Source organism: Kitasatospora sp. NPDC127035 (assembly GCF_042726075.1).
Lineage (GTDB): Bacteria > Actinomycetota > Actinomycetes > Streptomycetales > Streptomycetaceae > Kitasatospora.
This window is the reverse complement of record NZ_JBHXDN010000008.1, coordinates 89,935-112,648: the sequence shown is the minus strand read 5'-3', so window position 1 is coordinate 112,648 and position 22,714 is coordinate 89,935. Positions and strand designations below refer to the sequence as shown.

At 75.3% G+C, this 22,714-nt stretch carries 16 protein-coding genes; 7 read left to right on the top strand and 9 right to left on the bottom strand.

What is annotated here, in order from left to right; translation table 11 throughout:
• Positions 1-300 precede the first annotated feature (300 nt).
• Positions 301-1,239, bottom strand: coding sequence for a hypothetical protein (locus ACFWIC_RS07610; protein ID WP_380516725.1), 939 nt, complete (start codon positions 1,237-1,239; stop codon positions 301-303).
• Positions 1,240-1,406: 167 nt separating this feature from the next.
• Positions 1,407-1,856 carry a PPOX class F420-dependent oxidoreductase gene (locus ACFWIC_RS07605; RefSeq protein ID WP_329951002.1) on the bottom strand — a complete coding sequence of 150 codons (450 nt, stop codon included), beginning with the start codon at positions 1,854-1,856 and terminating at the stop codon, positions 1,407-1,409.
• A gap of 357 nt (positions 1,857-2,213) precedes the next feature.
• On the opposite strand from ACFWIC_RS07605, the gene ACFWIC_RS07600 reads away from it, so the two are divergent.
• Together ACFWIC_RS07600 and ACFWIC_RS07595 are read left to right on the top strand one after the other, a co-directional pair.
• On the top strand, positions 2,214-2,606 hold the full coding sequence (locus ACFWIC_RS07600) for a hypothetical protein (RefSeq protein ID WP_329880077.1): 393 nt from the start codon (positions 2,214-2,216) through the stop codon (positions 2,604-2,606).
• A gap of 129 nt (positions 2,607-2,735) precedes the next feature.
• Complete coding sequence (locus ACFWIC_RS07595) at positions 2,736-3,455, top strand: class F sortase (RefSeq protein WP_355405057.1); 720 nt, start codon at positions 2,736-2,738, stop codon at positions 3,453-3,455.
• 109 nt (positions 3,456-3,564) lie between these two features.
• Here ACFWIC_RS07595 and ACFWIC_RS07590 read toward each other — a convergent pair whose 3' ends face one another.
• The 3 genes from ACFWIC_RS07590 to ACFWIC_RS07580 all read right to left on the bottom strand — a co-directional run bounded on the left by ACFWIC_RS07590 (position 3,565) and on the right by ACFWIC_RS07580 (position 7,615).
• Positions 3,565-4,596: a methyltransferase gene (locus ACFWIC_RS07590; RefSeq protein ID WP_380516721.1), complete on the bottom strand. Its 1,032-nt coding sequence runs from the start codon at positions 4,594-4,596 to the stop codon at positions 3,565-3,567.
• Between the two features lie 183 nt (positions 4,597-4,779).
• Positions 4,780-5,877 carry a nitrous oxide reductase family maturation protein NosD gene (locus ACFWIC_RS07585; protein ID WP_380516718.1) on the bottom strand — a complete coding sequence of 366 codons (1,098 nt, stop codon included), beginning with the start codon at positions 5,875-5,877 and terminating at the stop codon, positions 4,780-4,782.
• Between the two features lie 421 nt (positions 5,878-6,298).
• Positions 6,299-7,615 carry a cytochrome P450 gene (locus ACFWIC_RS07580; RefSeq protein WP_380516715.1) on the bottom strand — a complete coding sequence of 439 codons (1,317 nt, stop codon included), beginning with the start codon at positions 7,613-7,615 and terminating at the stop codon, positions 6,299-6,301.
• A 189-nt stretch (positions 7,616-7,804) separates the two neighbouring features.
• Here ACFWIC_RS07580 and ACFWIC_RS07575 point away from each other — a divergent pair, with 189 nt between their 5' ends.
• The 4 genes from ACFWIC_RS07575 to sph all read left to right on the top strand — a co-directional run bounded on the left by ACFWIC_RS07575 (position 7,805) and on the right by sph (position 13,328).
• Positions 7,805-8,788, top strand: a complete 984-nt coding sequence (locus ACFWIC_RS07575) for a deoxyribonuclease IV (protein WP_380516712.1) — start codon at positions 7,805-7,807, stop codon at positions 8,786-8,788.
• Positions 8,789-8,867: 79 nt separating this feature from the next.
• Positions 8,868-10,025: a PQQ-binding-like beta-propeller repeat protein gene (locus ACFWIC_RS07570; RefSeq protein ID WP_329950996.1), complete on the top strand. Its 1,158-nt coding sequence runs from the start codon at positions 8,868-8,870 to the stop codon at positions 10,023-10,025.
• A gap of 93 nt (positions 10,026-10,118) precedes the next feature.
• Positions 10,119-12,215, top strand: coding sequence for an MMPL family transporter (locus ACFWIC_RS07565; RefSeq protein WP_380516709.1), 2,097 nt, complete (start codon positions 10,119-10,121; stop codon positions 12,213-12,215).
• A gap of 72 nt (positions 12,216-12,287) precedes the next feature.
• Positions 12,288-13,328, top strand: a complete 1,041-nt coding sequence (sph, locus tag ACFWIC_RS07560) for a sphingomyelin phosphodiesterase (RefSeq protein WP_380516706.1) — start codon at positions 12,288-12,290, stop codon at positions 13,326-13,328.
• Between the two features lie 70 nt (positions 13,329-13,398).
• On the opposite strand, the gene ACFWIC_RS07555 is transcribed toward sph, so the two are convergent.
• Together ACFWIC_RS07555 and ACFWIC_RS07550 are read right to left on the bottom strand one after the other, a co-directional pair.
• Positions 13,399-13,638 (bottom strand): hypothetical protein, encoded by a 240-nt coding sequence (locus ACFWIC_RS07555; RefSeq protein WP_380354911.1) that lies wholly within the window; start codon positions 13,636-13,638, stop codon positions 13,399-13,401.
• A 9-nt stretch (positions 13,639-13,647) separates the two neighbouring features.
• A complete protein-coding gene (locus ACFWIC_RS07550; RefSeq protein ID WP_380516703.1) occupies positions 13,648-16,815 on the bottom strand; it encodes a DEAD/DEAH box helicase in 3,168 nt (1,055 codons plus the stop codon).
• 419 nt (positions 16,816-17,234) lie between these two features.
• On the opposite strand from ACFWIC_RS07550, the gene ACFWIC_RS07545 reads away from it, so the two are divergent.
• Entirely contained in the window at positions 17,235-18,329 is a 1,095-nt protein-coding gene (locus tag ACFWIC_RS07545) for a DUF5677 domain-containing protein (protein WP_329880089.1), read from the top strand.
• Positions 18,330-18,435: 106 nt separating this feature from the next.
• Here ACFWIC_RS07545 and ACFWIC_RS07540 read toward each other — a convergent pair whose 3' ends face one another.
• The gene (locus tag ACFWIC_RS07540) at positions 18,436-20,508 is read right to left on the bottom strand and encodes an ATP-binding cassette domain-containing protein (RefSeq protein ID WP_380516700.1); all 2,073 of its coding nucleotides are present in this window, start codon (positions 20,506-20,508) and stop codon (positions 18,436-18,438) included.
• A 312-nt stretch (positions 20,509-20,820) separates the two neighbouring features.
• On the bottom strand, positions 20,821-22,509 hold the full coding sequence (locus tag ACFWIC_RS07535; RefSeq protein ID WP_380516697.1) for an FAD-dependent monooxygenase: 1,689 nt from the start codon (positions 22,507-22,509) through the stop codon (positions 20,821-20,823).
• Positions 22,510-22,714: the final 205 nt, after the last annotated feature.

The following is a 22,714-nucleotide window of genomic DNA, read 5'->3' as shown; positions in this document are numbered from 1 at the left end:
GGCTTCCCTTAGCCCGCCCTTATGTCACGGATCCGGGCCCGCGACCCTCCTCCGGAACCGGGACCAGCGATGTCGTCCCCCTATCGCCGCCGGCGTCCCGTGTCCACCGTTGCGTCCGATATCCGGACCATCTGTTTCGCGCCAGCGGACGGTCAACCTCAACTTGGCCGGATCCGGTGAAGTGCTGACGTTCCGTCACCTGGCCGTGGCTCCACCGTGGTAACCGCAGACGAACGGCCCCCGGACCACAGCGGGTCCGGGGGCCGGGGGCCGACGGTGCCGGGGCCGCCCGGCACCCGGTCAGGCCGGGTCGAGGACGGCGTCCGGGGTGCGGCCGGCCTGGGCCTGCTCGATGCGCTTGACGAGCATCGCGGCGAGCCGACGGGTCGCGGCCCGGTCGACCGGGCCTCCCTCGGTGGTCACACTCGCGACCACCGTGCCGGACCGCAGGACGATGCTCACGCCGTCCCGGCCGCCCAGCTGCCCCTGGAACGCGCGGCTCTCGGTGCCCAGCACCCCGAGGTCGAGCGCGGTGTAGTGAGCGGCGTCGCCGTAGGCCGCGTAAGCCTCCTTGAGGCGGTTCGCGGCCTCCGCCCTTCCGGCGAGGGTGTCGACGCCGAAGCGCGCGGTCACCTCTCCGGAGGCGAAACGGGCCGTGCCGCTCAGCGGCTTGCCGGTGCACGGCGCGGTGGTGGTGCAGGTGGTGGCGTGGTCCGCGGTGTCCACCTTCCGCTTCTCCTCCTCCCACCCGGTCATCGCCTTCTGGTCGGGCAGAAGCTGCAGGACGAGCTTGCCGTCGAGCAGCAGGGTGTCCGAGTCCGGCCCGGCGGTCGGCTGCGCACCGCCACCGGCGGTGGTGCCCGCGGTGTTCGCGCCCGAAGCGCCACCGGGAGCGCCACCGGGAGCGCCACCGGACGCACCGCCGGACGCACCGCCGGAGCCGGCGCCCGTCGTGGCGCCCGCCGCCGTACCGGCCGGCGCGGTCACGCCGTCGGCCGCCGGAGTACCGCCCGGCTCGGTACCGCCCGCCGTCCCCGGGGCCGCGGTCCCGGTCGGGGCCGGGGAGGCGGCGCCGGAGGCCCCCGCCGCGCCCTCCGCGCTCCCCGGACTCGCCGAGGCGGCCACCGTGCTCCCGGCCGTGTGGCCGGAGGTCTTCCCCCCGGACCCGCAGGCCGCCAGCGTCCCCAGCAGCACACCCACCGCCGCCGCGGCGGCCACCTTCCGACCGGCCGTCCCCATGTCCCGCCCCTTTCGTGTCCGTGGTCCCTCAAGATAGACGCGGGCCGGGCCTGCCGGTTCCCCGGGGCATCCACCTCGGCGAACGGCCGCGCGCGGCCGGGGCGCCCCCGGAGCGCTCCGGGGGCGAACGGTCACGACCGGCCCCGGGCGGACCGGATCACGGCGGGTCAGGACGGGTCGGCCGCCGCGCCGCCCGGGGCGCCCTGCGGCAACGGCTCGACCCCCACCACCCGGCTGACCCGGGTGGGCTCGACCAGCACCACCACCCGCCGCTCGCCGGGGACCCGCCAGCCGTACTCCGTGCCGAGGTACGTCCGGGCCAGCCGGTCCATGTTCCGGTCGGCCTCCTCCCCCTCGACGAACCGCACCACCCGCCCCCGGATCTGCACCCGGTCGTACGGGTCGGCCGGGTCGGCGAGCGACAGACAGACCCGGGGGTCGCGCCGCAGGTTCCGCTCCTTCACCCGCCCGACGGAGGTGTTGAACAGCACGAGGTCTCCCTCCATCCCCACCCACATCGGGCTCACATGCGGCGAACCGTCGGCGTTGACCGTGCCGACGTACCAGATGTGTCCCGCCTCGATCCGCTCACGGACGTCCTTCGAGATCTCAGCCATGCGCCGAGTCTCCCCACCCCCGCCCCGGCTCACCCGTACCCGCGCACCCGGGCACCGGCCGGCGCGGCACGGACCGGACGACAGCCGGACGACGGCCGAACGGGATGCCGACGCGGCGTCGGAACGACCCGTTCCGACGACGGATACCCCGGGGGGACGCAATCACCCGGATCGCCCAGGGCACCCGGGTGAACACGCCCGGGAGTCCACCCGAAGGGCGCACCGGCCCGCCCGCCGCTGCCGTCCTCCGGTGGCAGTGGCCGCCACCGTGGATGACGGTGGATCAGGCGCGTACCTGCGAATTTCCTGGCCGACGACGTGTCGGCCATCGCAGCCCGCGCCGGAAGGATCATCATCATGCGTTCTGCACGCACGCTGCTCGCCGGGGCCGCCGTCGCCGCCGTCCTCACCGCCGGTGCCCCGCTCGCCTACGCGGACGGCGCGGCCGACCCGGGCAAGAACCTGACCTGGCAGGAGAAGCAGGAGAAGGGCGCCAGCGCCGAGGGTCAGAAGACCTGGGAAGAGAAGCAGAAGGGCTCCTCCGGCGAGGAGCACAAGGCCGAGGAGTACAAGGGCGGCGAGTACAAGGCCGACGAGAAGGCCCCGCACGGTGGCGTGCACACCGGTGGTGGCGGCCTGGCCCTCTCCGGTGGCGGCCTGGCCTCCGGCGCGGTCCTGCTGCTCGGCGGCCTCGGCGCGGGTGCGATCGCCCTGCGCCGCGGTCGCCGCGGCGCCGACGCAGCCATCTGATCCCGCGCCGTTCCCGCCGCTCCCCCGCCGTGACCGCCGCCCCGTGCGCCGGTCGCGGCGGGGGCCCGCGGGGCGGCGCTTCGCCGTGTCGGGCCCGCGGTTGCGGGCCCGAGGAGAGGAGCCGGCGCGATGGCCGGTCTGGTCCCTGGAACGTCCCGGCTGCTGCGCGCGGGGATGGGCGCGGCGGCGGTCGGTCTGCTGCTGATCTACAACTCGGTGGACACGGTGTCCTCCGACGAGTCGGAGTCGAGGCAGGCCGCGCCCGCGGCGGCCACCGCGCCCGTCTCGCCCGGCGCCGCGCCCACCGACTCCCCGGCCGCGGCGCCCGCCACGACGGCCGCGGCCGGACCCGCCAAGGCGTCCGCGCCCGCGGCGCCCCCGCTGAAGCGGTCCAAGCCGACCCGGCTGAGGATCCCCCAGATCGGCGTGGACGCCCCCTTCACCGAACTCACCCTCGGCCCGGACAGCCAGCTCGGCGCCCCGCCGCCGGAGGACAAGAACCTGGTCGGCTGGTACCGGGACGGCGTCTCCCCCGGAGAGCGCGGCGCCTCGGTGGTCGCCGGGCACGTCGACACCACCAAGGGGCCCGCCGTCTTCCTGCTGCTCAGCCTGCTGATGCCGGGTCACAAGGTCGAGGTCCAGCGGGCCGACGGCACGATCGCCGTCTTCTCGGTGGACTCGGTCGAGACCTTCGCCAAGGACGCCTTCCCCGACCAGAAGGTGTACGGGAAGACGCCGGACGCCCAGCTGCGGCTGATCACCTGTGGCGGCGTGTACGACAAGAAGCGCCGCGACTACCTGGACAACGTGGTGGTCTTCGCGCACCTGGAGTCCTCGCGCAAGGCCTGAGCCTTAGGGCCCGGGCCTTCGGCCCGGGTGCGGCGAGGACGGCGACCGCCGGCCCCTTCTCCGAGGAGGGAGCCGACGGTCGCCGTCGTCGCGCGGACCGGAGCGGCGGTCAGCCGCGGACGGTGGCCTCGAAGGCGTGCAGGTAGGGGTTGACCGGGCGGACCTCCGCGACGGACAGGCCGGCCTCCTCCATCAGCCGGACCAGGCTCGCCTCGGAGTGCTTCGCACCGCCGACGTTGAGCATCAGCAGGAGGTCCATGGCGGTGGTGAACCGCATCGACGGGCTGTCGTCGACCAGGTTCTCGACCACCACGACGCGCGCACCCGGCGTGGCCGCCGCGACCACGTTGGCCAGCGTGCGGCGGGTGCTCTCGTCGTCCCACTCCAGGATGTTCTTGATGATGTAGAGGTTGGCGTGGACCGGAATGGCCTCCCGGCAGTCGCCCGGCACCAGCCGGGCCCGCCCGGCGAAGGCGCCGCCGTCCCGCAGCCGGGGGTCGGCGCCGGCGACCACCTTGGGCAGGTCCAGCAGGGTCCCGTGCAGGGTCGGGTGCTTCTCCAGCAGGCTGGCCAGGACGTGGCCCTGGCCGCCGCCGATGTCGACCACCGAGTCGATCCCGGTGAGGTCGAGGTACGCGGCGAAGTCGGCGGCCGACTGCCGGCTGGAGGTGGTCATCGCCTTGTCGAAGACCTTCGCGGAGTCCCCGGCGTCGCTGTGGAGGTAGTCGAAGAACTCCTTGCCGAACAGCTCGGGGAAGACGTTGCGGCCGGAGCGCACCGCCTCGTCGAGCTTCGGCCAGGCCTCCCAGGTCCACGGCTCGGTGCACCAGAGGGAGATGTAGCGGAGGCTGTTGGGGGCGTCCTCGCGCAGCAGGCGGGACATCTCGGTGTGCTCGAAGCGGTCGCCGCCCGCCTCCTCGAAGATGCCGTAGCAGGTGAGGGCGCGCAGCAGACGGCGCAGCTGCCCGGGTTCGGTGCCCAGCTCGGCGGCGAGGTCGGTGACGGTGGTGGGCGTGTCGCCGAGCGCGTCGGCGACGCCGAGCCGGGCGGCCGCGCGGACGGCGGCGGCGCAGGCGGCGCCGAAGACGAGCTCCCGCAGGCGCATGGCGGCCTGCGGGGTGGTGGCGGGTGCGGTGGTCATGTGCCGTCTCTCTGCTTTCTGCAGGGTTCTGCGGGTTGCTGCGGTCTCTGACGGGGGCGAACGAGGGTCTTCGGGGTGCCCGCCGCGCCTCCGGGGCCGGAGGGGAACCGGGGCCGGAGGCGCGGCGGGTGGGGTCGGGCGGTGTGCGGGCGGTGCGCGGGCGGCGGGGCCGGTCCGGCCGGATCAGCAGTGGCCGGCCGGCTCGGAGACCGCGCAGTGGTTGCGGGCGAAGGCGTTGTCGGTGCCGGTGTCGCGGTCGGCGAGGTCGGCCGGGCCGTTGCCGACGACGAGGTTGTCGGCCACGGTGTTGCGGGCGTTGGCCACGCCGACCACGCTGTGGACGAGCACGATGCCGCCGGAGAACGGCGAGGCCCCGACGTTGTCGCGGACCTGGTTCTCCGTCACCGTGGTCTCCTCGGCGCCGGTCAGCACGATCCCGGCCCCCTGGATGTGGTCCAGGCGGGGGTTCGGCGGGCAGTAGCGGTTGTTCGCGACGACCCGGTTGCGGGTGACGGTGAGCGCGCCGGCCCGGGGCACCCCTTCGTCGCCGACGACGAAGACGCCGCCGCAGTTGCCGTGGATCTCGTTCTGCTCGACGCTCAGGTCGCGCAGGCGGCGGACGGTGACCCCGATCCGGTTGTCGGCGAGCAGGTTGCCGCTCACCACCGTGCCGTCGGCGGAGAGGGCGCCGCCCTCGCTGTCCACGGTGTTCGCGAGGAAGACACCGGACTGGCCGTTGCGGGTCGACTCGTTGGCGGTGATCACGCCCCGGGTGGACCTCTCCTGGCTGATGCCCTGCTGGCCGTTGTCGTGGACGTGGGTAGCGCGGACGGTCATGCCGTCGGTGCCGGTGGCGTTGATCCCGTTCTTGCGGAAGCCCGTGACGGCGAGCGCCTCGACGGTGACGCCCGTGAGCGGCCGGTCGTCGGCGCCGACCACGCAGAGGCCGTGCCCGGCGGTCGCACAGGCGGCAGCCGTCTCGGGGACTCCTGCCCGGGCGGTGTCGGCGGGCAGGATCACGCTCTCCGGGCCGGCGCCGCGCAGGGTGAGACCGGGGGTGGCGATCCGGACGCTGCCCCGGTACTCGCCGGGGAGCAGCTGGACGGTGTCGCCGGGGAGGGCCGCGTCGACGGCCTGCTGAATCGATTCTCCGGGCCGGACCAGGTGCAACGGCCCGGCGGCCTGGGCCGGGGCGGCACCGAGGGCGGTGAGGACGGTGGTCAGGGCTGTCGTGGCGGCGGCGGTGGCCGCGGCGAGGTGGTGGACCCGTCGCGTGGGCATGAGTGGTGACCTGCTTTCTGGCGCGCTCGCGGGGGGACGCCGGCGCGGTGACGCGGTGTGGGCGGGGGATGACGGCCGGTGGGTGTCGGCCGAACCGACGCTAGGTGCGCGCCGGTGCCCCCGCCACCAGGGTTGGGCTGCCGGACTGACGGAGCGTCGGACCGGGGCCGTGCCGGAGCGGGCGGCGGGCCGGAGCGGCGGCGGGCCGCCGCGGGGAGGCGACGGATGCCCGGAGCGGACCGGGAACGGCGTCGCGCCCGGCCGCAGGGTGCGGTCGGGCGCGCGGGGCGAGCGGGCTGAGCGGGGCGGGCGGCAGGGGGCGGCGGTCCCGGGGCCGGAGGCACGCCGGTGAGGGGTGGAGCGGGGGCGGGGGCGGGGCCGGAGCAGGGGCGGGGGCGGAGCTGGCCCGGCGGTCGAAGCGTCAGCCGGCGGGTGCCCCCAGGCGGACCGGCAGGGCCGCCAGGTGCCAGGCGACCGGGTTGGGGCCCCGTTCGACCGCGGTGGGGGCGACGGCGAGTGCCAGCTCCGGATACATCCGCAGCAGGGCGCCGAACGCGGCCACCGCCTCCTCGTGGGCGAGTACCGCGCCGATGCAGCGGTGGGCGCCGTGGCCGAATCCTAGGTGGACTTCGTGGTGCGGCGCGGCGGCCCGGCAGAGGTCGAGCCGCTCGGGTTCGGCGAAGACCCGGGGGTCGTGGTTGGCGCCGGCGAGGATCGGCATCACGGCCTCGCCCTTGCGGATCAGCGTGCCCGCCAGCCGGAGGTCCTCCGTGGCGTAGCGGGGCAGCGCACCGAGCGTCGGACCGCACCAGCGCATCAGCTCGTCGACGGCGGCGGGCAGCCCGGAGAGGTCGGCGCGGAGCCCGGCGAGCTGCTCGGGGTGGGCGAGCAGCGCGGCCGTCCCGTTGCCGATCAGCGTGGCGGTGGTCTCGTGGCCGGCCACGATCAGGTTGAGGATCAGCGAGACCGTCTCGACCGGGTCCAGGGCCGTACCCTCGGCGGCGGCCAGCTGCGAGACGAGGTCGTCGCCGGGCTCCGTCCGTCGACGGTCGATCAGCTCCCGGGCGGCGGCGACCATCGCGCGCAGCGCCTCGTCCAGTCCCTCCCCGGCGCCCCGGCCGAGGTAGGAGCTCCAGGTGCGCCACTGCGGCCGGTCCGGCTCGGGGATGCCGAGCAGCTCGCAGATGACGGTGACCGGCAGCGGGTAGGCGAAACGGGCGACGAGGTCGACCGTGCCGTCGGCGTCCGCGTGCTCGCGCAGGGCACGGGCGTGCTCCTCCGCGAGCCGCTCGATCCGGGGGCGGAACCGGCCGACGGTGCCGGCGGTGAACGAGGGGTGGACCAGCCCGCGCAGCCGGCGGTGCCGGGCGCCGTCCGCGTCGAACACCCCGGCGCGCAGGTACCTCTCGCACTCCGGGGGCAGGCCGCGGGCCCGCCAGACCTGCTCGGTGCGGTGGGCGGGCGTGGCACCGGGCACGTTCGCGACGTCGTTGACGAAGCGCGGGTCGCCCAGGACGGTGCGGACGTCCTCGTAGCGGGTGGCGATCCAGACCGGGTCGACGCCCGGGACGGTGCCGCGGGCGAGCGGGGCCCGTTCGCGGATCCGGGAGAAGACCTCGAACGGGCGGCGCACCAGCTCCGCGTCGCGCAGGTCGACCGTCTCGAACGGCCCGGCGGCCCCGGTGGCCCCGGTGGACTGGGTGGACTCGGCAAACTCGGCGGGCTCGGTGACGGTCATGGGAGCCTCCCTCGGGCCTCGGTTCTCGCTGCTCCCACGGATAGTGGCGGGCCCTGCACCGGCCTGTCCGGCTTCCCGGCTCCGATTCACTCGATCGAGCAAGAACGAGGCAGTCCCCGGAGGGACCGTCCGTGCACGACGACAGCCCGGCACCGGACCGCCGGCGGCCCGCGTGACATGCTCGGAGCCATGGACACCGCCACCACCACGACCGTCGCACCCGCCGAGCCCGCGGCGGGGGCCGTCCCCCCGTTCGGCGCCCGCCGCAACCCGATCGGCGCCCATGTGCCGGTGGCCGCGCGAGGGCTGGCCGGGACGGGCCTGGCGTACGCCCGGCGGGTGGGCGCGGAGACGGTGCAGGTGTTCGTGGCCAACCCGCGCGGCTGGGCCACTCCCCCGGGCAACCCGGCCCAGGACGCCGAGTTCCGGGCCGCCTGCGCCGAACAGTCGATCCCGGCGTACGTGCACGCGCCGTACCTGATCAACTTCGGCTCGGACAATCCGGCGACCCGGGAACGCTCGGCCACCTCGCTGCGCCACTCGCTGCTGCGCGGGCGCGCGATCGGCGCGCTGGGCGTGGTGCTGCACACCGGTTCCGCGGTCGGCTCGGCACCGGGCGGCGGCTCCCGGCGCGACGAGGCGATGGCGCAGGTCAGGGAGGACGTCCGCCCGCTGCTGGACGAACTGGACGCGCTCGGCGAGGACGCGCCCTGGCTGCTCCTGGAACCGACGGCGGGCCAGGGCAGTTCGCTCTGCGCGCGGATGGAGGACCTCGCCGCGTACGTGGACGCGCTGGACGGCCACCCCCGGGTCGGAGTGTGCCTGGACACCTGCCACGCCTTCGCCGCCGGTCACGACCTGGCGGTACCGGGCGGGGTCCGGGAGACGCTGGACGCCCTGGTCGAGGCCGCCGGCCCGGGCCGGCTGCGACTGATCCACGCCAACGACTCGGAGGACGTGGTCGGCGCGCGCAAGGACCGGCACGCCAACATCGGGGCCGGCCGGATCGGCGCGGAGCCGTTCCGGGAGCTGTTCGAGCACCCGGCGACGGCGGGCGTCCCGCTGGTGGTGGAGACCCCGGACCGCAAGCACGGCGGCGACGGCACCGGCCACGCGCTGGACATCACCGCCCTGAAGGAGCTGCGGGCCCGGGCGGCCGTCCCGGCGGTCTGATCCACCGGGTGCCGCATACCCGGCGAAATCCGTGCGCGACGGGGGGAACCGCCCGGGGCCGCAGACGGTCGTCCTCGGTGTGAACGCAAACGAACAACGGATCGACCCGGTGCCCCGGCCGCTCGGCCGCCGGCGTCTCCTGCTCAGCGCCGCCGGGGGCGCCGCCGCGCTCGCCGTCGGCGGGGGAGCCGGCTGGTGGGCGCGCCGCGACGCCGACACCGGCCACCGGCTGTGGAGCCGGACGCACACGGGCGGCCGGATCGCCCTGCCCCCGTCCCCCCGGTCCTCGTTGTACCTCGCGGGCCTCGACGGGACGGTCGAGGCCCTCGACCTGCGGACCGGGGCCGCGCGCTGGAGCACCGCGATCGGCTTCCGCAAGCCCGCCGACCCCTCGTACGGCTGGCCCGTCGCCGCCGGTGACGGACTCGTCTGCGTGGCCACCGACTCCCAGGTACAGGCCCTGGACGCCGCGTCCGGGACCCTCCGGTGGACCGCGGAGGCACCGGAGGCACCGGAGGGTCCGGGGTCCGCCTCGGTCCGGGGCACCGCGGTGGACGGCGGCGTCTTCGCGACCTACGACGACCGGCTGCACGCCTACGACACCGCCACCGGCGCCCACCGCTGGAGCACCACGACGGCGGGCGGGTTCGCACCCGTCGTCGCCGGTGACACGGTCTACCTCGCCGGGGACGAGGAGAGGATCACGGCGGTCGACGCGAGCAGCGGCGAGCGGCGCTGGGAACAGCGCGCCGTCGGCGGGCTGGGCGGCAGGCCCGTGGTCCACCAGGGCGTCGTCCACCTCACCACCGCCGACCAGCAGGCGCCGTCCGTCCTCGCGCTGGACGCGGCGACCGGCCGGGTGCTCTGGCAGCGCGCGCGGTTCGGCCACTGGCTGCTCTCGCCCTCCTCGGTCGCCGACGGCACGGTCTGCCTGAGCCGGAGCGACCAGGTCACCGCACTGGACGCCGTCACCGGGGAGACCCGCTGGACCGCGCAGGTGCCGCCCGGCCTGGGCGCCGGCACGAGCAGCACGACCGTCGCCGACGGCATGGTCTACGTCGCGCTGAACGACGACCGGCTCCACGCGCTCGACCTCGCCACCGGGCGGTTCCGGTGGCGCGACGAGCCGTCCTCCTTCGGCACCCAGTACACCGACCTGTCGCTCGCCGCCCACGACGGCGTCGTCTACCGCGGCAGCCGCACCGGCGTCTACGCGGCGGCGGCCTCGCCGACGTGACCCGCGGACGGACCGTGGCGTAACCCGGGCTGCCGAGGAGCGGAGGCGGTGGGAGGCTGGAACGACTGACGCCTCACAGGCTGGGAGTTTCCGATGAGCCCGTCCCGGAGACTGGCCACGCTGCCCTGCGGCCGCCGCAGCAAGTGGGTGGTGCTGGCCCTGTGGCTGGTCCTGCTGGTGGTGGCGGGCCCGCTGGCGGGCAAGCTCACGGACGCCGAGGACAACCAGGCCTCCAGCTGGCTGCCCGGCAACGCCGAGTCCACCCAGGTGCTCACCGAACAGCGCGCGTTCCAGCCGGTGGACACCGCCCAGGCCGTGGTGGTCTACGAGCGCCCCGGCGGGATCACCCCCGCCGACAAGGTCGAGGCGGCCCGGGACGCGGCGGCCTTCGCCTCGACCCCGCACGTGCTGGGCCAGGTGGTCGGGCCGGTGGAGTCGGCGGACGGTCAGGCCCTGCAGACCATCGTGCCGATCGACATCGGCACCGGCGGCTGGCAGGACCTCCGCCCCGCGGTGGACAGCCTGCGGGACACGGCCGCCGCGGACAGCCTCGGCATGACCACGCACGTCACCGGCCCGGCCGGGATCGGTGCGGACCAGGCCGAAGCCTTCGCCGGCATCGACAGCACGCTGCTCGCGGCCACCGTCAGCGTGGTGATCATCCTGCTGCTGCTCACCTACCGCAGCCCGGTCCTCTGGGTGCTTCCGCTGTTCTCGGCGGCCGGGGCGCTGGTGGTCTCGCAGGCGGTGATCTACCTGCTGGCCGAGCACAGCGGACTGACCGTCAACGCGCAGAGCGCCGGCATCCTGATCGTGCTGGTGCTCGGCGCCGGTACGGACTACGCGTTGCTGCTCACCGCCCGCTACCGGGAGGAGCTGCGCCGTCACGAGGACCGGCACGAGGCGATGGCGTTCGCCCTGCACCGGGCCGGGCCCGCGATCCTGGCGTCCTCCGCCACCGTGGTCGCCTCGATGCTCTGCCTGCTGATCGCCGAGATGAACTCCACCAGCGGCCTCGGTCCGGTCTGCGCGATCGGCGTGCTGGTGGCGCTGGCCGCGATGACGACCCTGCTGCCGGCGCTGCTGGTGATCGTCGGACGCTGGGTGTTCTGGCCGGTCAAGCCCGCGTTCGGGACGCCGGAACCGACCCGGACCGGCCGCTGGGCGCACGTGGGGGCGTGGATCGGGCAGCGTCCGCGCAAGGTGTGGATCGGCACCTCGCTGGCGCTGGCGGCCTGCTGCGTCGGCCTCGTCTCACTGAACGTCACCGGTCTGAGCACGGCCGGCACCTTCACCGGCAAGCCGGACTCGGTGGTCGGCCAGGAGGTGCTGGAGCAGCACTTCCCCGCCGGGACGGGTGCGCCGCTGACCGTCATCAGCACGGCCGCGGAGGCCGAGGCGGTCCGCGCGGCGACACTGGCGACGGCCGGGGTGGCGTCCGCCTCGATGCCGAGGACGCACGAGGGGGAGGCGCTGTTCCAGGCCACGCTGGCCGACCCGCCGGACAGCCCCGCCGCCGAGAAGACCGTCGACCGGGTGCGGGACGCCGTCCACGCCGTGCCGGGCGCCGACGCCAAGGTGGGCGGCTCGACGGCGGTGATCCTGGACGCCGGACGGGCCGCGACCGCCGACAACCGGGCGATCATCCCGCTCGTGCTGGGCGTGGTGCTGGTGATCCTGGCGCTGCTGCTGCGAGCGCTGACGGCGCCGCTGGTGCTGGTCGCCACGGTGGTGCTGTCGTACGCGGCCGCACTCGGGATCAGCGCGTTCTTCTTCGAGCACGTCTTCCACTTCGAAGGGGTGGACCACGCGTTCCCGCTGTTCGTCTTCGTCTTCCTGGTGGCGCTGGGGATCGACTACAACATCTTCCTGATGACCCGGGTGCGGGAGGAGTCCGCGCATCGCGGCACCCGGGCGGGGGCGGTGGCCGGGCTCGCGGCGACCGGTGGGGTGATCACCTCGGCCGGACTGATCCTGGCGAGCACCTTCGCGGTGCTGGGCACCCTGCCCGTCGTCGGGTTCGCCGAGATCGGGTTCGCGGTGGCGCTGGGGGTGCTGCTGGACACGCTGGTGGTGCGGTCCGTGCTGGTGACGGCGGTGACGATGGATCTGGACCGACACATGTGGTGGCCGAGCAAGTTGGCCAGGCAAGTTCCTCCGCCCAAGGAGGAGTTGGCCAGACAGCTTTGAGTTACCGATGAGTTCATATGGTTATCGTTCACTGTCTTGCCGGACGTGGCCCGTCCCGCATTGACTGCGGTCATGCCAATTCCCTCCACGCGCCGCCCGGGCGCGCGCCTCGCCGCGGCCTGCACGGCCGCCGCCGCCCTGCTCGCCCCGCTCGCCGCCGCACCGAGCGCCCGCGCGGCGACCACCGCCCCCGGGTCCACCCCGGCCGCCACCACCGCCGGGGCCGCGGCGGTCCCCACCGTGCCGGCGCTCAAGGTGCTGACCTACAACGTCTTCCTGATGAGCAAGAACCTCTACCCCAACTGGGGCCAGGACCACCGGGCCAAGGCCATCCCCGCCGCCGGCTTCTTCCAGGGCCAGGACGTGGTCGTCCTCCAGGAGGCCTTCGACAACGCCGCCTCCGACCAGCTGGTCGCCCAGGCGTCGGCCGCGTACCCGTACCACACCCCCGTCGTCGGCCGCTCCACCAGCGGCTGGGACGCCACCTCCGGCAGCTACAGCTCCAGCACCCCGGAGGACGGCGGGGTCACGCTGCTCAGCAAGTGGCCCATCCTCCGCAAGGAGCAGTACGTGTTCAAGGACGCGTGCGGGGCGGACTGGTGGTCGAACAAGGGCTTCGTCTACGCCGTGCTCGACGTCAACGGCCTGCGCACGCACGTGATCGGCACCCACCTCCAGTCCACCGACACCGGCTGCTCCGCCGGCGAGCCGGCGGCCGTCCGGGCGGCCCAGCTCAAGACGATGAAGTCCTTCGTCGACGCCAAGAACATCCCGGCCGCCGAGCCGGTCGTCCTCGCCGGCGACCTCAACATCGACTCGCACGGCACCGAGTACCCCTCGCTGCTCGCCAACGCGGGCGTCGCCCCCGCCGACACCCGCACCGGCTGGGCCGACTCCTTCGACACCGCCGACAACTCGATCGCCGCCTACCGCTACCCCGGTGAGCCCAACGAGGACCTCGACTACGTCCTCTACCGCGCCGACCACGCGCGCCCGGCGACCTACGGCAACACGGTGGTCCGGTTCCACAGCTCGCCCTGGACCGTGAGCAGTTTGGGCAAGAACTACACCTACACGGACCTCTCCGACCACTACCCGGTGACGGCCGGCTAGCGACCTCCGCCGCTACGGCGGGCCCGCCCGGCGGCCCGCCGTACCGGCCCGCCGGGCGGCCGGCGCGTGCTCAGCCCGCGCCGGTGAACCGCCGGTAGGCGACGGCCAGGGCGGCGTCCAGCGGCCGGCCGCGCACGGTGATCCCCGTCGGGCCCAACTCGTCCAGCGCGGTGACCGGTTCGCGGCCGTCGTCGACGGGGGGCGGCACCCTCCCCTGCCAGAAGGTGTCGAGGAGCTCGGCAAGCGGACGCTCCCCCGATGCGGATCCCGACGTGGATCCCGGTGCGGCTCCCGGTGCGGATTCGGACACGGCTGCGGATCACTCCCCGATCACGTCGGCGGACAGGGTGAGCAGCTCACGCAGCCGCTCGGTGGGCAGTTCGGCGAGCCACTGCTCGCCGTCACCGACCACGGCGTCGGCCAACGTCCGCTTGGCCGCGATCAGTTCGTCGATCCGCTCCTCGACCGTACCGACGCAGAGCAGCCGCCGGACCTGCACCACCCGACGCTGCCCGATCCGGTGCGCGCGGTCGGTGGCCTGGTCCTCGACCGCCGGGTTCCACCACCGGTCCAGGTGGATCACCTGGTTCGCGGCGGTCAGGTTGAGCCCGGTGCCGCCGGCCTTCAGCGAGAGCAGGAAGACCCGCGGCCCGCCCGGCGACTGGAACCGTTCGACCAGCTCGTCCCGGCTCGCGCGCGGCACCCCGCCGTGCAGGTACAGCACCTCCTCGCCCAACCGCCGCCGCAGGTAGGGCCGGAGCATGCCGCCGAACTCCGCGTACTGGGTGAAGACCAACGCCCGGTCGCCCTCCGCCAGCGCCTCCTCCAGCACCTCCACCAGCCGTTCCACCTTGCCCGACCGGCCCTCCAGCGCCGTCCCGTCGTGCAGCAGCTGCGCCGGATGGTTGCACACCTGCTTGAGCCGGCCGATCGCCGCCAGCACCGCGCCCTTGCGCTCCACCCCGCGCAGCCCGCCCAACCGCTCCAGCAGGTCGGCGACCACCGCCCGGTAGAGGCCCGCCTGCTCGGCGGTCAGACCGCACCGGACGGTGAACTCCTGCTTGGCGGGCAGGTCCTGGACGATCGACGGGTCGCTCTTGCGGCGGCGCAGCAGGAACGGTCCGGCGAGCCGCCGCAGCCGCGCCGCGGCGTCGGCGCTGCCCGCCTGCTCCACCGGGATCGCGAACCGCTCCTTGAACCCCTCCGCGGTACCGAACAGCCCCGGGTTGGCGAAGTCCAGTACCGCGTGCAGGTCGGCCAGCCGGTTCTCCACCGGCGTGCCGGTCAGCGCGATCCGCGGGCCCGAGCGGAGCGACCGGAGCGCGCGGGACTGCCGCGCGGACCGGTTCTTGATGTGCTGCGCCTCGTCCGCGACGATCCTCCGCCACGGGATCCGGCGCAGCTCGGCGGTGTCCCGCTGGACCAGCCCGTACGTGGTGATCACCAGATCGGCGTGGTCGGCGGCCGGCCCGGGCTCGGCCCGGTCGGCGCCGTGGTGGACGTGCACCCGCAGGCCCGGGGTGAACCGGGCGGCCTCCCGCTGCCAGGTGCCGACCATCGTCATCGGGCAGACCAGCAGGACCGGCCCGGTGTCGCCGCGTTCCTTCTCCAGGGCCAGCAGCGCCAGGGTCTGCACGGTCTTGCCGAGACCCATGTCGTCGGCCAGCACGGCGCCGAGGCCCAGCCGGCCCAGCGCGTCCAGCCAGGCCAGTCCCCGCCGCTGGTACGGACGGAGCGTCCCGGTGAACCCGGCCGGCAGCACCGGCACCCGGTCGGCCCCGCCCGGCCGCCCGGCCAGCAGCTCGCCGATCGGCCCGGTGGCGTGGACGGCCGCCACCGGCAGGCCGTCGACCACGGCGCCGTCGTCCACGGCCAGCCGCACCAGCTCGGCCGCCGCCATGACCCCGCTGCCCCGCTCGGCCAGGAACCGCACAGCGGCGGCGAGTTGGGCCGCGTCGACCTCCACCCAGCGACCGCGCAGCCGGACCAGACCCTGCTGGGCGGCCGCGAGCTCGGCCAGCTCCTCCTCGGTGAGTCCCAGTTCGCCGATGGCGAGCTGCCACTGGAAGGCCAGCACGGCGTCCCGGTCGACCTGGGCCGTCCGCTTGACCGCGCCCGGCCCGTCGCCGGGCGCACCCGCGGTGAGCACCAGGCCGAGCCGGGGCCGCCGCTGCCACCAGGCCGGGAGCAGCACGCCGAACCCGGCGAGGGTGAGCGCGGGCGCGCCGTCCCGCAGGAAGCGCAGCGCGCCCTCCCGGTCGAGGTCCGCCCCGGCCGGAAGCGGCCCCGTCAGCACGGCGCGCAACGGCGGGTGGACCCGGGCGGCCCGCTCCAGCTCGGCGAGGAACGCCTCGGCCGGGTCGGGGACCAGCCGGGCCAGCGCCTCGTAGGCCGGGTCCGGATACCCCGGCCGCAGCGCGGCGGCCGGCACCACCAGCGACGGCCGCTCCACCGCCTGGACCATCAGGTCGAGCCGCCAGGCGTCGGCGACCGCCCCGCCGTCGGGGTCGTCCGGATCGGGACCGAGCGGTTCGGCGAGGCGGAACCCGAGCCGGACCGGAGCGTCCGCCGGCCGGGCCGCATGCCAGCCGACCAGCCGCTCGGGCAGGCCGTCGGGCGGCGGTCCGCCCAGGCGGCCGTCGGGCGAGTGGAGCGCGGCGAGGAACGGTTCGGCGGGCGGGTCGAGATCCGCCAGGGCGGCGCGGGCCTCCTGGTCGACGAGCGTGCCCAGCACCTCGGCGAGCAGGGCGGCGGCCGTCGGGGCCGACGTGGTCGGGGTCGAGGTCGGGGTGGTCGGAGCGGCCACGGCGGTCGGGGTGGGTCCGGCGGGCCCGGACGTGGTCGGGGCGGCGCCGCCGGCCCGGTGGTCCTCCGCCCGGCAGACCGGCGGGCACCCGGCGACCAGCGCCGTCACCTCACGGCGGGCCGGGGCGTCCAGGGCGGGTCGCCAGCGCGCGTACCACTCCCCCGCCTCCTCGGCCGGCGCAGGCACCAGCCGCCCCCGCCCGACCAGCCGCCAGGCGAGGTCGTGGACGGCCGCCAGCCAGCGCAGCGACGCGCCGTACGCCAGCTCGGCCGACGTACCGTCCGGGAGCCGGGCGGTCGCACCCGGCCAGTGCGGATCGTGCAGGGCGCCGAGCAGCTGGGCCGCCTGCGCCGGGTCGAACAGCAGCGTCGGCACCCGCCAGGGGGCCAGCCCGATCCCCCGGGGCGCGGCACCGACCGGCAGGTCCGGCGACGGCACCGGGCGCCCGGCGAGCGAGGGCAGCAGCAGTCCGGTCCACCGCTCCGACGCCTGCTCCGCCAGCCACCCCACCCCCGGTCCGACCCCGCCCAGCAGCCGGACCACCTCGTCCGCCGCGCACGCGAACGGATGCCCGCCCCGGCCCCGCTCCACGGGGCCGCGATCACCCCGGTACGCCGCCGCGTCCTCCACCCACACCGCGAGCCGGCCGTCGGCCCGCCAGAGTGCGTGCAGGGCGTACATCGGCGGACGGAGCCTCTCGGAGGGGACGGCGGGGGTACGGGACCGTACGGGAACGACGGACCTCCCACCCTAGCCCGCCCCTCCGACAACACCCCCGAACGGCAAGCGGGGCGGCAACCCGGACGGCAAGCGGAGCGGCAAGCGGGGCGGTGCCCGCGGGCCGGGCGCCCGTCGGCGGACCCGGCCCGGCCTCCACCCGGATGCGTCACCACGCCGCACCACGCCGCACCGCGCCGGAAAGGACGCCCGGGAACGGTTCACCCGGCAGCGTCATCTGCGAAAGGATGCCGTCGTGCACAACGCGTCGAGCCGGTCGGAGAGCCCCGAACCGGATCAGATTCCTCTACGGCATCGGGACCACGGTCGCTGAAGCGCCGTCGATCCCGCCATGCCCGATCACCCGAGAGAGCTACGCTCACGTGACTGCTCCTGGAAACACCCGCACCGCCGGCACCTCGTCGGCCGGCCCCGCCCCGGCGGACCCCGCCGAGGAGGACGAGGCCGTCTCCTTCGCCCGCCGCTTCCTCGCCCGCGGTCCGGAGAGGCTGCTCGCCGAGGACCGCACGGATCGCCGGCTCCGCCGGACCGTCCGGCGGCACTGGGGACCGGCGTTGGACGCCTACCGTCTCGTCCTCGCGGCGGTCCTCGACCTGCAGGGCGACCTCCACGCGAAGTGCTCCGCCGAGGCGGCCGCCCGGCAGGACGCCGGGTTCGAGGCGCTCTCCCGGTTGCAGGCGCGGGCCGTCCAACTGGCCAGGGACGTGCACGACGACCTCGACGGCGGATTCGTCGACACGGCCTTCGCCCGCTGGCGGGGCCTGCACGAAGTGTCCGTGATCGCGCAGGTCCTGGCCGAGTTCGGCCGGGTCCCCGCCTACACCGACCTCTCCGAACGCTTCCTCCTGCACGACATCGTCCACAACGCCGGCGACGCGCGGCTCTACCAGGAGCACTACGAGAAGCTCGGCTGGGAGTCGCTCTCCACCGACACCATCGCCAGGATCGAGGCGACCCGCGACGAGCTCGTGCACCAGTTCGGCGAGCACTACGCCTTTCCCTACGGCTGGGCGATCGGGCTGCCGGGGATGGAGGCGGGCGTCAACCAGAACGCCCTGTACCGGCTGGCCGAGATCCACCCCCTGCACCCCCTCCACCGCTGGTCCGGGCACTTCGTCCAGTCCGACGCCAGGAGCGCCGCGTTCACCGTGGTCGACCTGGCCGAGGGCGTGCGGCCGGTGGCCAGGACCACGACGTCCGGACTGGACGGGCCGGCCTGCTGGGCCATGGACTCCCTGTTCCGGTGCACCGCGGTGTTCGCCCTCTACGCGCCGCCGGCACCTTCGCCGGACCTGCTCTGCGTGGGCAACACCGGTCGGCTGGACGGGATCGAGATCCTCATCGACCACGCGGCGCAGCTGTTCGACGCCGCCGACGTCGCCGAGCGCCGCGCCACGGCACGGAACCTCGCCAAGCAGCGGACGAGGCCGCACGAGCCGGCCGACGCGTTCGGATAGGGCGCGTCCCGGCCGCGTCCCGGCCGCGTCCCGGACTGCGAGGCCGGGCAGTGTTCCGAACCGCGTCGGGGGCCGGCCGGGGTGACCGGCCGGCCCCCGTCGCGGGTCAGGGGGCGTCGGAGCGCTGGGCCGGGACGGACCGGTCCCGCTGGAGGTCGAGGAGTTCACGGAACAGCCCGCCGGGCCGGGCGGCGAGTTCGTCCCAGGTCCCGGTCTGGACGACGAGGCCCTGGTCCATGACGACGACGCGGTCGGCGAGGCGGGCGTTGGCGATGTTGTGGGTCACCAGAAGGATGATCCGACCGGGTGCGAAGCCGCGCAGGGCGTGCAGGATGCGGTGTTCGGCGCGCGGGTCGAGGTCGGAGGTCGGCTCGTCGAGGATCAGCAGACCGGGGTTGAGGGTGGTGCGGTAGAAGGCGCGCGCCACGGCCGCACGCTGCCAGCCGCCGCCGGACAGTTCGGCGCCGCCCATCCAGCCCTGGGCGAGCAGGGTGTGCCAACCGGACCGCAGCCGGGCGACGGTCTCGTCGAAGCCGGTGTGCCCGGCGGCCCGCCGGACCTCCGCCAGGGTGGTGTCGCCGACCGGCCGGGGACGGCCGGCCTGGTCGACCCGGCCGGCCCGGCCGGCCCGGTCCGGGTCCTCGGTGCGCTCGGCGTCACCGACGTGTCCGAGGTGGATGTTCTCGGTGGCGTTCAGCGGCCAGCGGGCGAACTCCTGCGGGACGCGCGCCACCCGGCGCCACAGGCCGTCGGCGTCGAGCTCCTCGATCGGCACGCCGTCCCAGGTGATCCGGCCGCCCTGCGGGAGGTAGAGACCGGAGATCAGCTTGAGGAGCGTGGACTTCCCGCTGCCGTTCTGACCGATCACCGCGACGATCTCGTCGCGACGCAGCGTCAGGCTGACGCCCCGCAGCGCCGGATCCTGCTGCTCGCCGGGGTAGGCGTAGCTGAGGTCGGTGACGGCGACCGTGGCCGGCGCACCGGGGACGACGGTGCCCCGCCGGATGCGGTGGCCACCGGCCTCGTCGAGGAAACGGAAGTAGTCGTCCAGGTAGAGGCCCATCCGGTAGAGGCGGGCACCGTTGCCGACCACGCCCTGGATGCCGCCGCCGGCGGTGCGCAGCGCGAAGGTGGCGGAACCGGCGGCGGCCAGCCCGATCCGGTCGGAGGCGACCAGGTAGAGCAGGGTGCCCCAGACCAGCGCGGCGCCCGCGCCGGTGCCGAACGCCGCGTACAGGGAGACCCGGGTGGCCCGGCGGACGGCCCGGTCGGTGGCCACGGCGATCCGGTCCTCGGTCTGCCGGTACTTGTCGAGCATGAACGGCGTGACCTGGTCCGACCTGACCTGGTCGGCACGGCCCTTGTCGATGAGGAACCAGCGGTAGACCCGCAGCGCCGCCCGCTCCTCGTTGGTGCCGACGGAGGCGAGGTAGTGGATGCGGGCGGTCCGCACGGCGGCGACGCCGGTCGGCACCGAACCGAGCAACAGGAACGGGACCAGCCACGGGTGGAGGGTGGCGAGGACGCCGGCCGCGGCGAGCAGGCTCACGGCGGAGGCGATCACGTCCTGGGCGTTGGAGAGCAGGTCGGGCGTGGTGGCGGCGCCCCGGTCGGCGGCCTCCCAGCTCTCCGCGTAGGCGGGTTCGTCGTAGGCGGCGAGCTCGGCGGCGCAGCCGGCCTCGATCAGTGCGAGGTCGGCCTCGCGGTTGATCCGGGGCGACACCCGCCCGGAGAGGCTGGTGACGGCGATGGCGAGGACGGCGCGCAGCGCGACGGAGGCGGTGAGGACGGTGAGGGAGGGGGCGGCGTCGCGGAGGTGGTCGGTGACGGGCCCGGGGACGAGCAACGCGTCGAGGGTGCCGGTGGTGAAGTAGAGGGCGAGGGCGCCGAACACGCCGGACAGGGCCTGGCAGACGAGCAGCAGCACGGTGGCGGAGCGGTCCGCCCGCCACGCGAGGGAGAGCGCCCTGCGGACCAGGTGCGGCAGACGCCGCACCATGGCGAGGGTGGAGATCGACGCGCCGGCCTTGAGCCGGTTGTCGCCGTAGAAGCGGGCGCGGAACTCCTCGGAGTGCTCCGGCTCCCGGCCGTCCTGCCGGTCGGGCAGGCCGTCCTCGGGCAGGCCGTCCTCGGGCAGGTCACGGTCGGGCCGGTCATGTTGCGCGTGGGACTGCGTCACGTTGCTCCCTGGGTCGTCTGCCGGTGCGGCACGGGCGACCCCCTTCCCGCCGCCGGTGGGCGCGCGGGAGCGGCAGCCAAGCCGGGCGGCTCGGCTGCGGACGGGTGGGGTCTCGCCGGTGCGGTCCCCGATCCTGGCAGCGGTCCACCGGGCTCCTCGGCGTGTCCCGACGGCACTCACTCGATCCGGCGAAGTCCGTGTCGGCATCGGCGAGTTGGTGGCGATCAAGCCGCGCGCCCCACCGGTGCCGCGGCCACGCACCGGTGCCGCGGCCACGGGAGACGGACGCCCGCGGCACCGGGCTCCCGCGCGTCAGGCGGTGCTTCCCGTCGCGCCCGGGGCCGCGAAGGCGCGACGGAGTTCGGCGGCGGGGCCGCCCGGATCACCGGCGGGCAGGCGCGCGGCCAGGTAGCCGTCCGGGCGGATCAGGAAGGCCGCTCCCGCGCCCGTCCCCGCGTCCGCGCCGTCGCGTGCGCCGTCGCCCGGGGCGTAGGCCGCCCGGAACGCCCCGGCGGCGTCCCGGACGTACGGGAGCCGCAGACCGTCCGGCCGGGAGTCCGCCCCGGCGGCCAGGACCACGTGGACGTCGAGGAGGCCGTGGGCCGCCGAACGCGCGGCGGCCGCGGTCCCGTGGAGTCGTTCCGCCGGTGTTCCCGCGTCGGCGTACAGCAGCAGGGCGTGCCGGGGGCTGCGCAGCAGGTCGAACAGGCGCTGCGGGAAGGCGGTCAGCGGCCGCTCCAGCCCGCCGCAGTCCGGCGCCCGGTCACCGGCGAGGGGGCCGTGGCCGCCGCCGGGGTCCCCGGCCCCGCCGCCGGGCGGGGTCAGCGGTCCGCCGCGGTAGCCGACCAGCAGTTGGGCCTCCCGGAGCAGCAGGGTGGTCAGGTCGTCCGGGTCGGCGTCGAAGCCCGCCCGGGCGTGGCGCACCGTGCGTCCGACGACCTCCTCGCCCACCGCGTGGCGTTCCGCGTGGTAGCTGTCGAGCAGTCCGTCGGCGGCGATCCCCCGGACCGCGAGGGCGAGCTTCCAGGCCAGGTTGTACGCGTCCTGGACCCCGGTGTTCATGCCCTGGGCACCGGTGGGCGGGTGGATGTGGGCCGCGTCGCCGGCGAGGAGGAGCCGGCCCTCCCGGTAGCGGTCGGCCAGCCGGTGGCTGATCCGGAAGACCGACGACCAGCGCAGCGCGGTGGCCGTGGTGGGCTGCGGCGACAACCGGTCGAGCACGGCCTGGATGTGCCGCAACTCCGGTGCGCGGCCGCGTTCGAGACCGTGAGCGACCTCTCCGGACGGCGCGGAGGCCAGCTCGGGCGGGACGAGCATCGACATCCGGTACCGCCGTCGGCCCGGCAGCGGTATGCAGACCAGCAGGTCGTCGGCGACCCCGTCGGCGTCCAGGTGGGTGGCGCGCACGCCGTAGCCGTCGGGGAGGTCCCAGTCGACCTCGACGTCGCCCAGCATGTACTGCTCGGGGAAGGCGTCGCCCTCGAAGGCGATCCCGGCCGCACGGCGCACCCGGCTGTGCGCGCCGTCGCAGCCGACGACGTACCGCGCCGCCGCCTCCCGCGGCCCGTCCGGCGTGGCGAGCGAGACGCGGACGTGGTCGTCGCGCTGCTCCAGGTCCAGCAGTTCGGTGCCGCGCTCGACGGTCGTCCCGTAGCCGGCGAGGTGGTCGGTGAGCAGCCGCTCCGTGGTGTACTGCGGGAGCGCGGCGAAGCGGTACGGCACGTCGGCGGGCAGGTCGAGGTCGATCCGCGGGCCGGGATCGCCGTTCACGAAAATCAACTGGCCCCGCATCGGCACGGCTTCGTCGAGGACCTCGCGGACCAGCCCCATGGCGTCCCAGACCTCCAGGGTACGGGGCTGGATGCCGACCGCCTTGGCGTACGGCTGCGGGGCGGGCAGACGGTCGACGATCCGGCACTCGACGCCGCGGCGGCGAAGCTCCGCGGCGGCCGTCAGTCCGACCGGCCCCGCCCCCACGACCAGTACCTCGGTGTCACCCATGACCACTCCTCGGTGCCGGGAGCACACCCGTCCGTGGTTCCAGGCTGCCCCGCCCGCACGCCGACGCGCCACTCGGCCCGGCGCCGCGGCCGTCCGGCCCCCGCCGGCGGCCCACCGGCCCGGCCGGCCCCGGGCGCCCCCGGCGGGCCCGGCCGGTCCGGGACCGCGGAGGGTTTCCGTCGTGTCACGAAACCACCACAGCCGG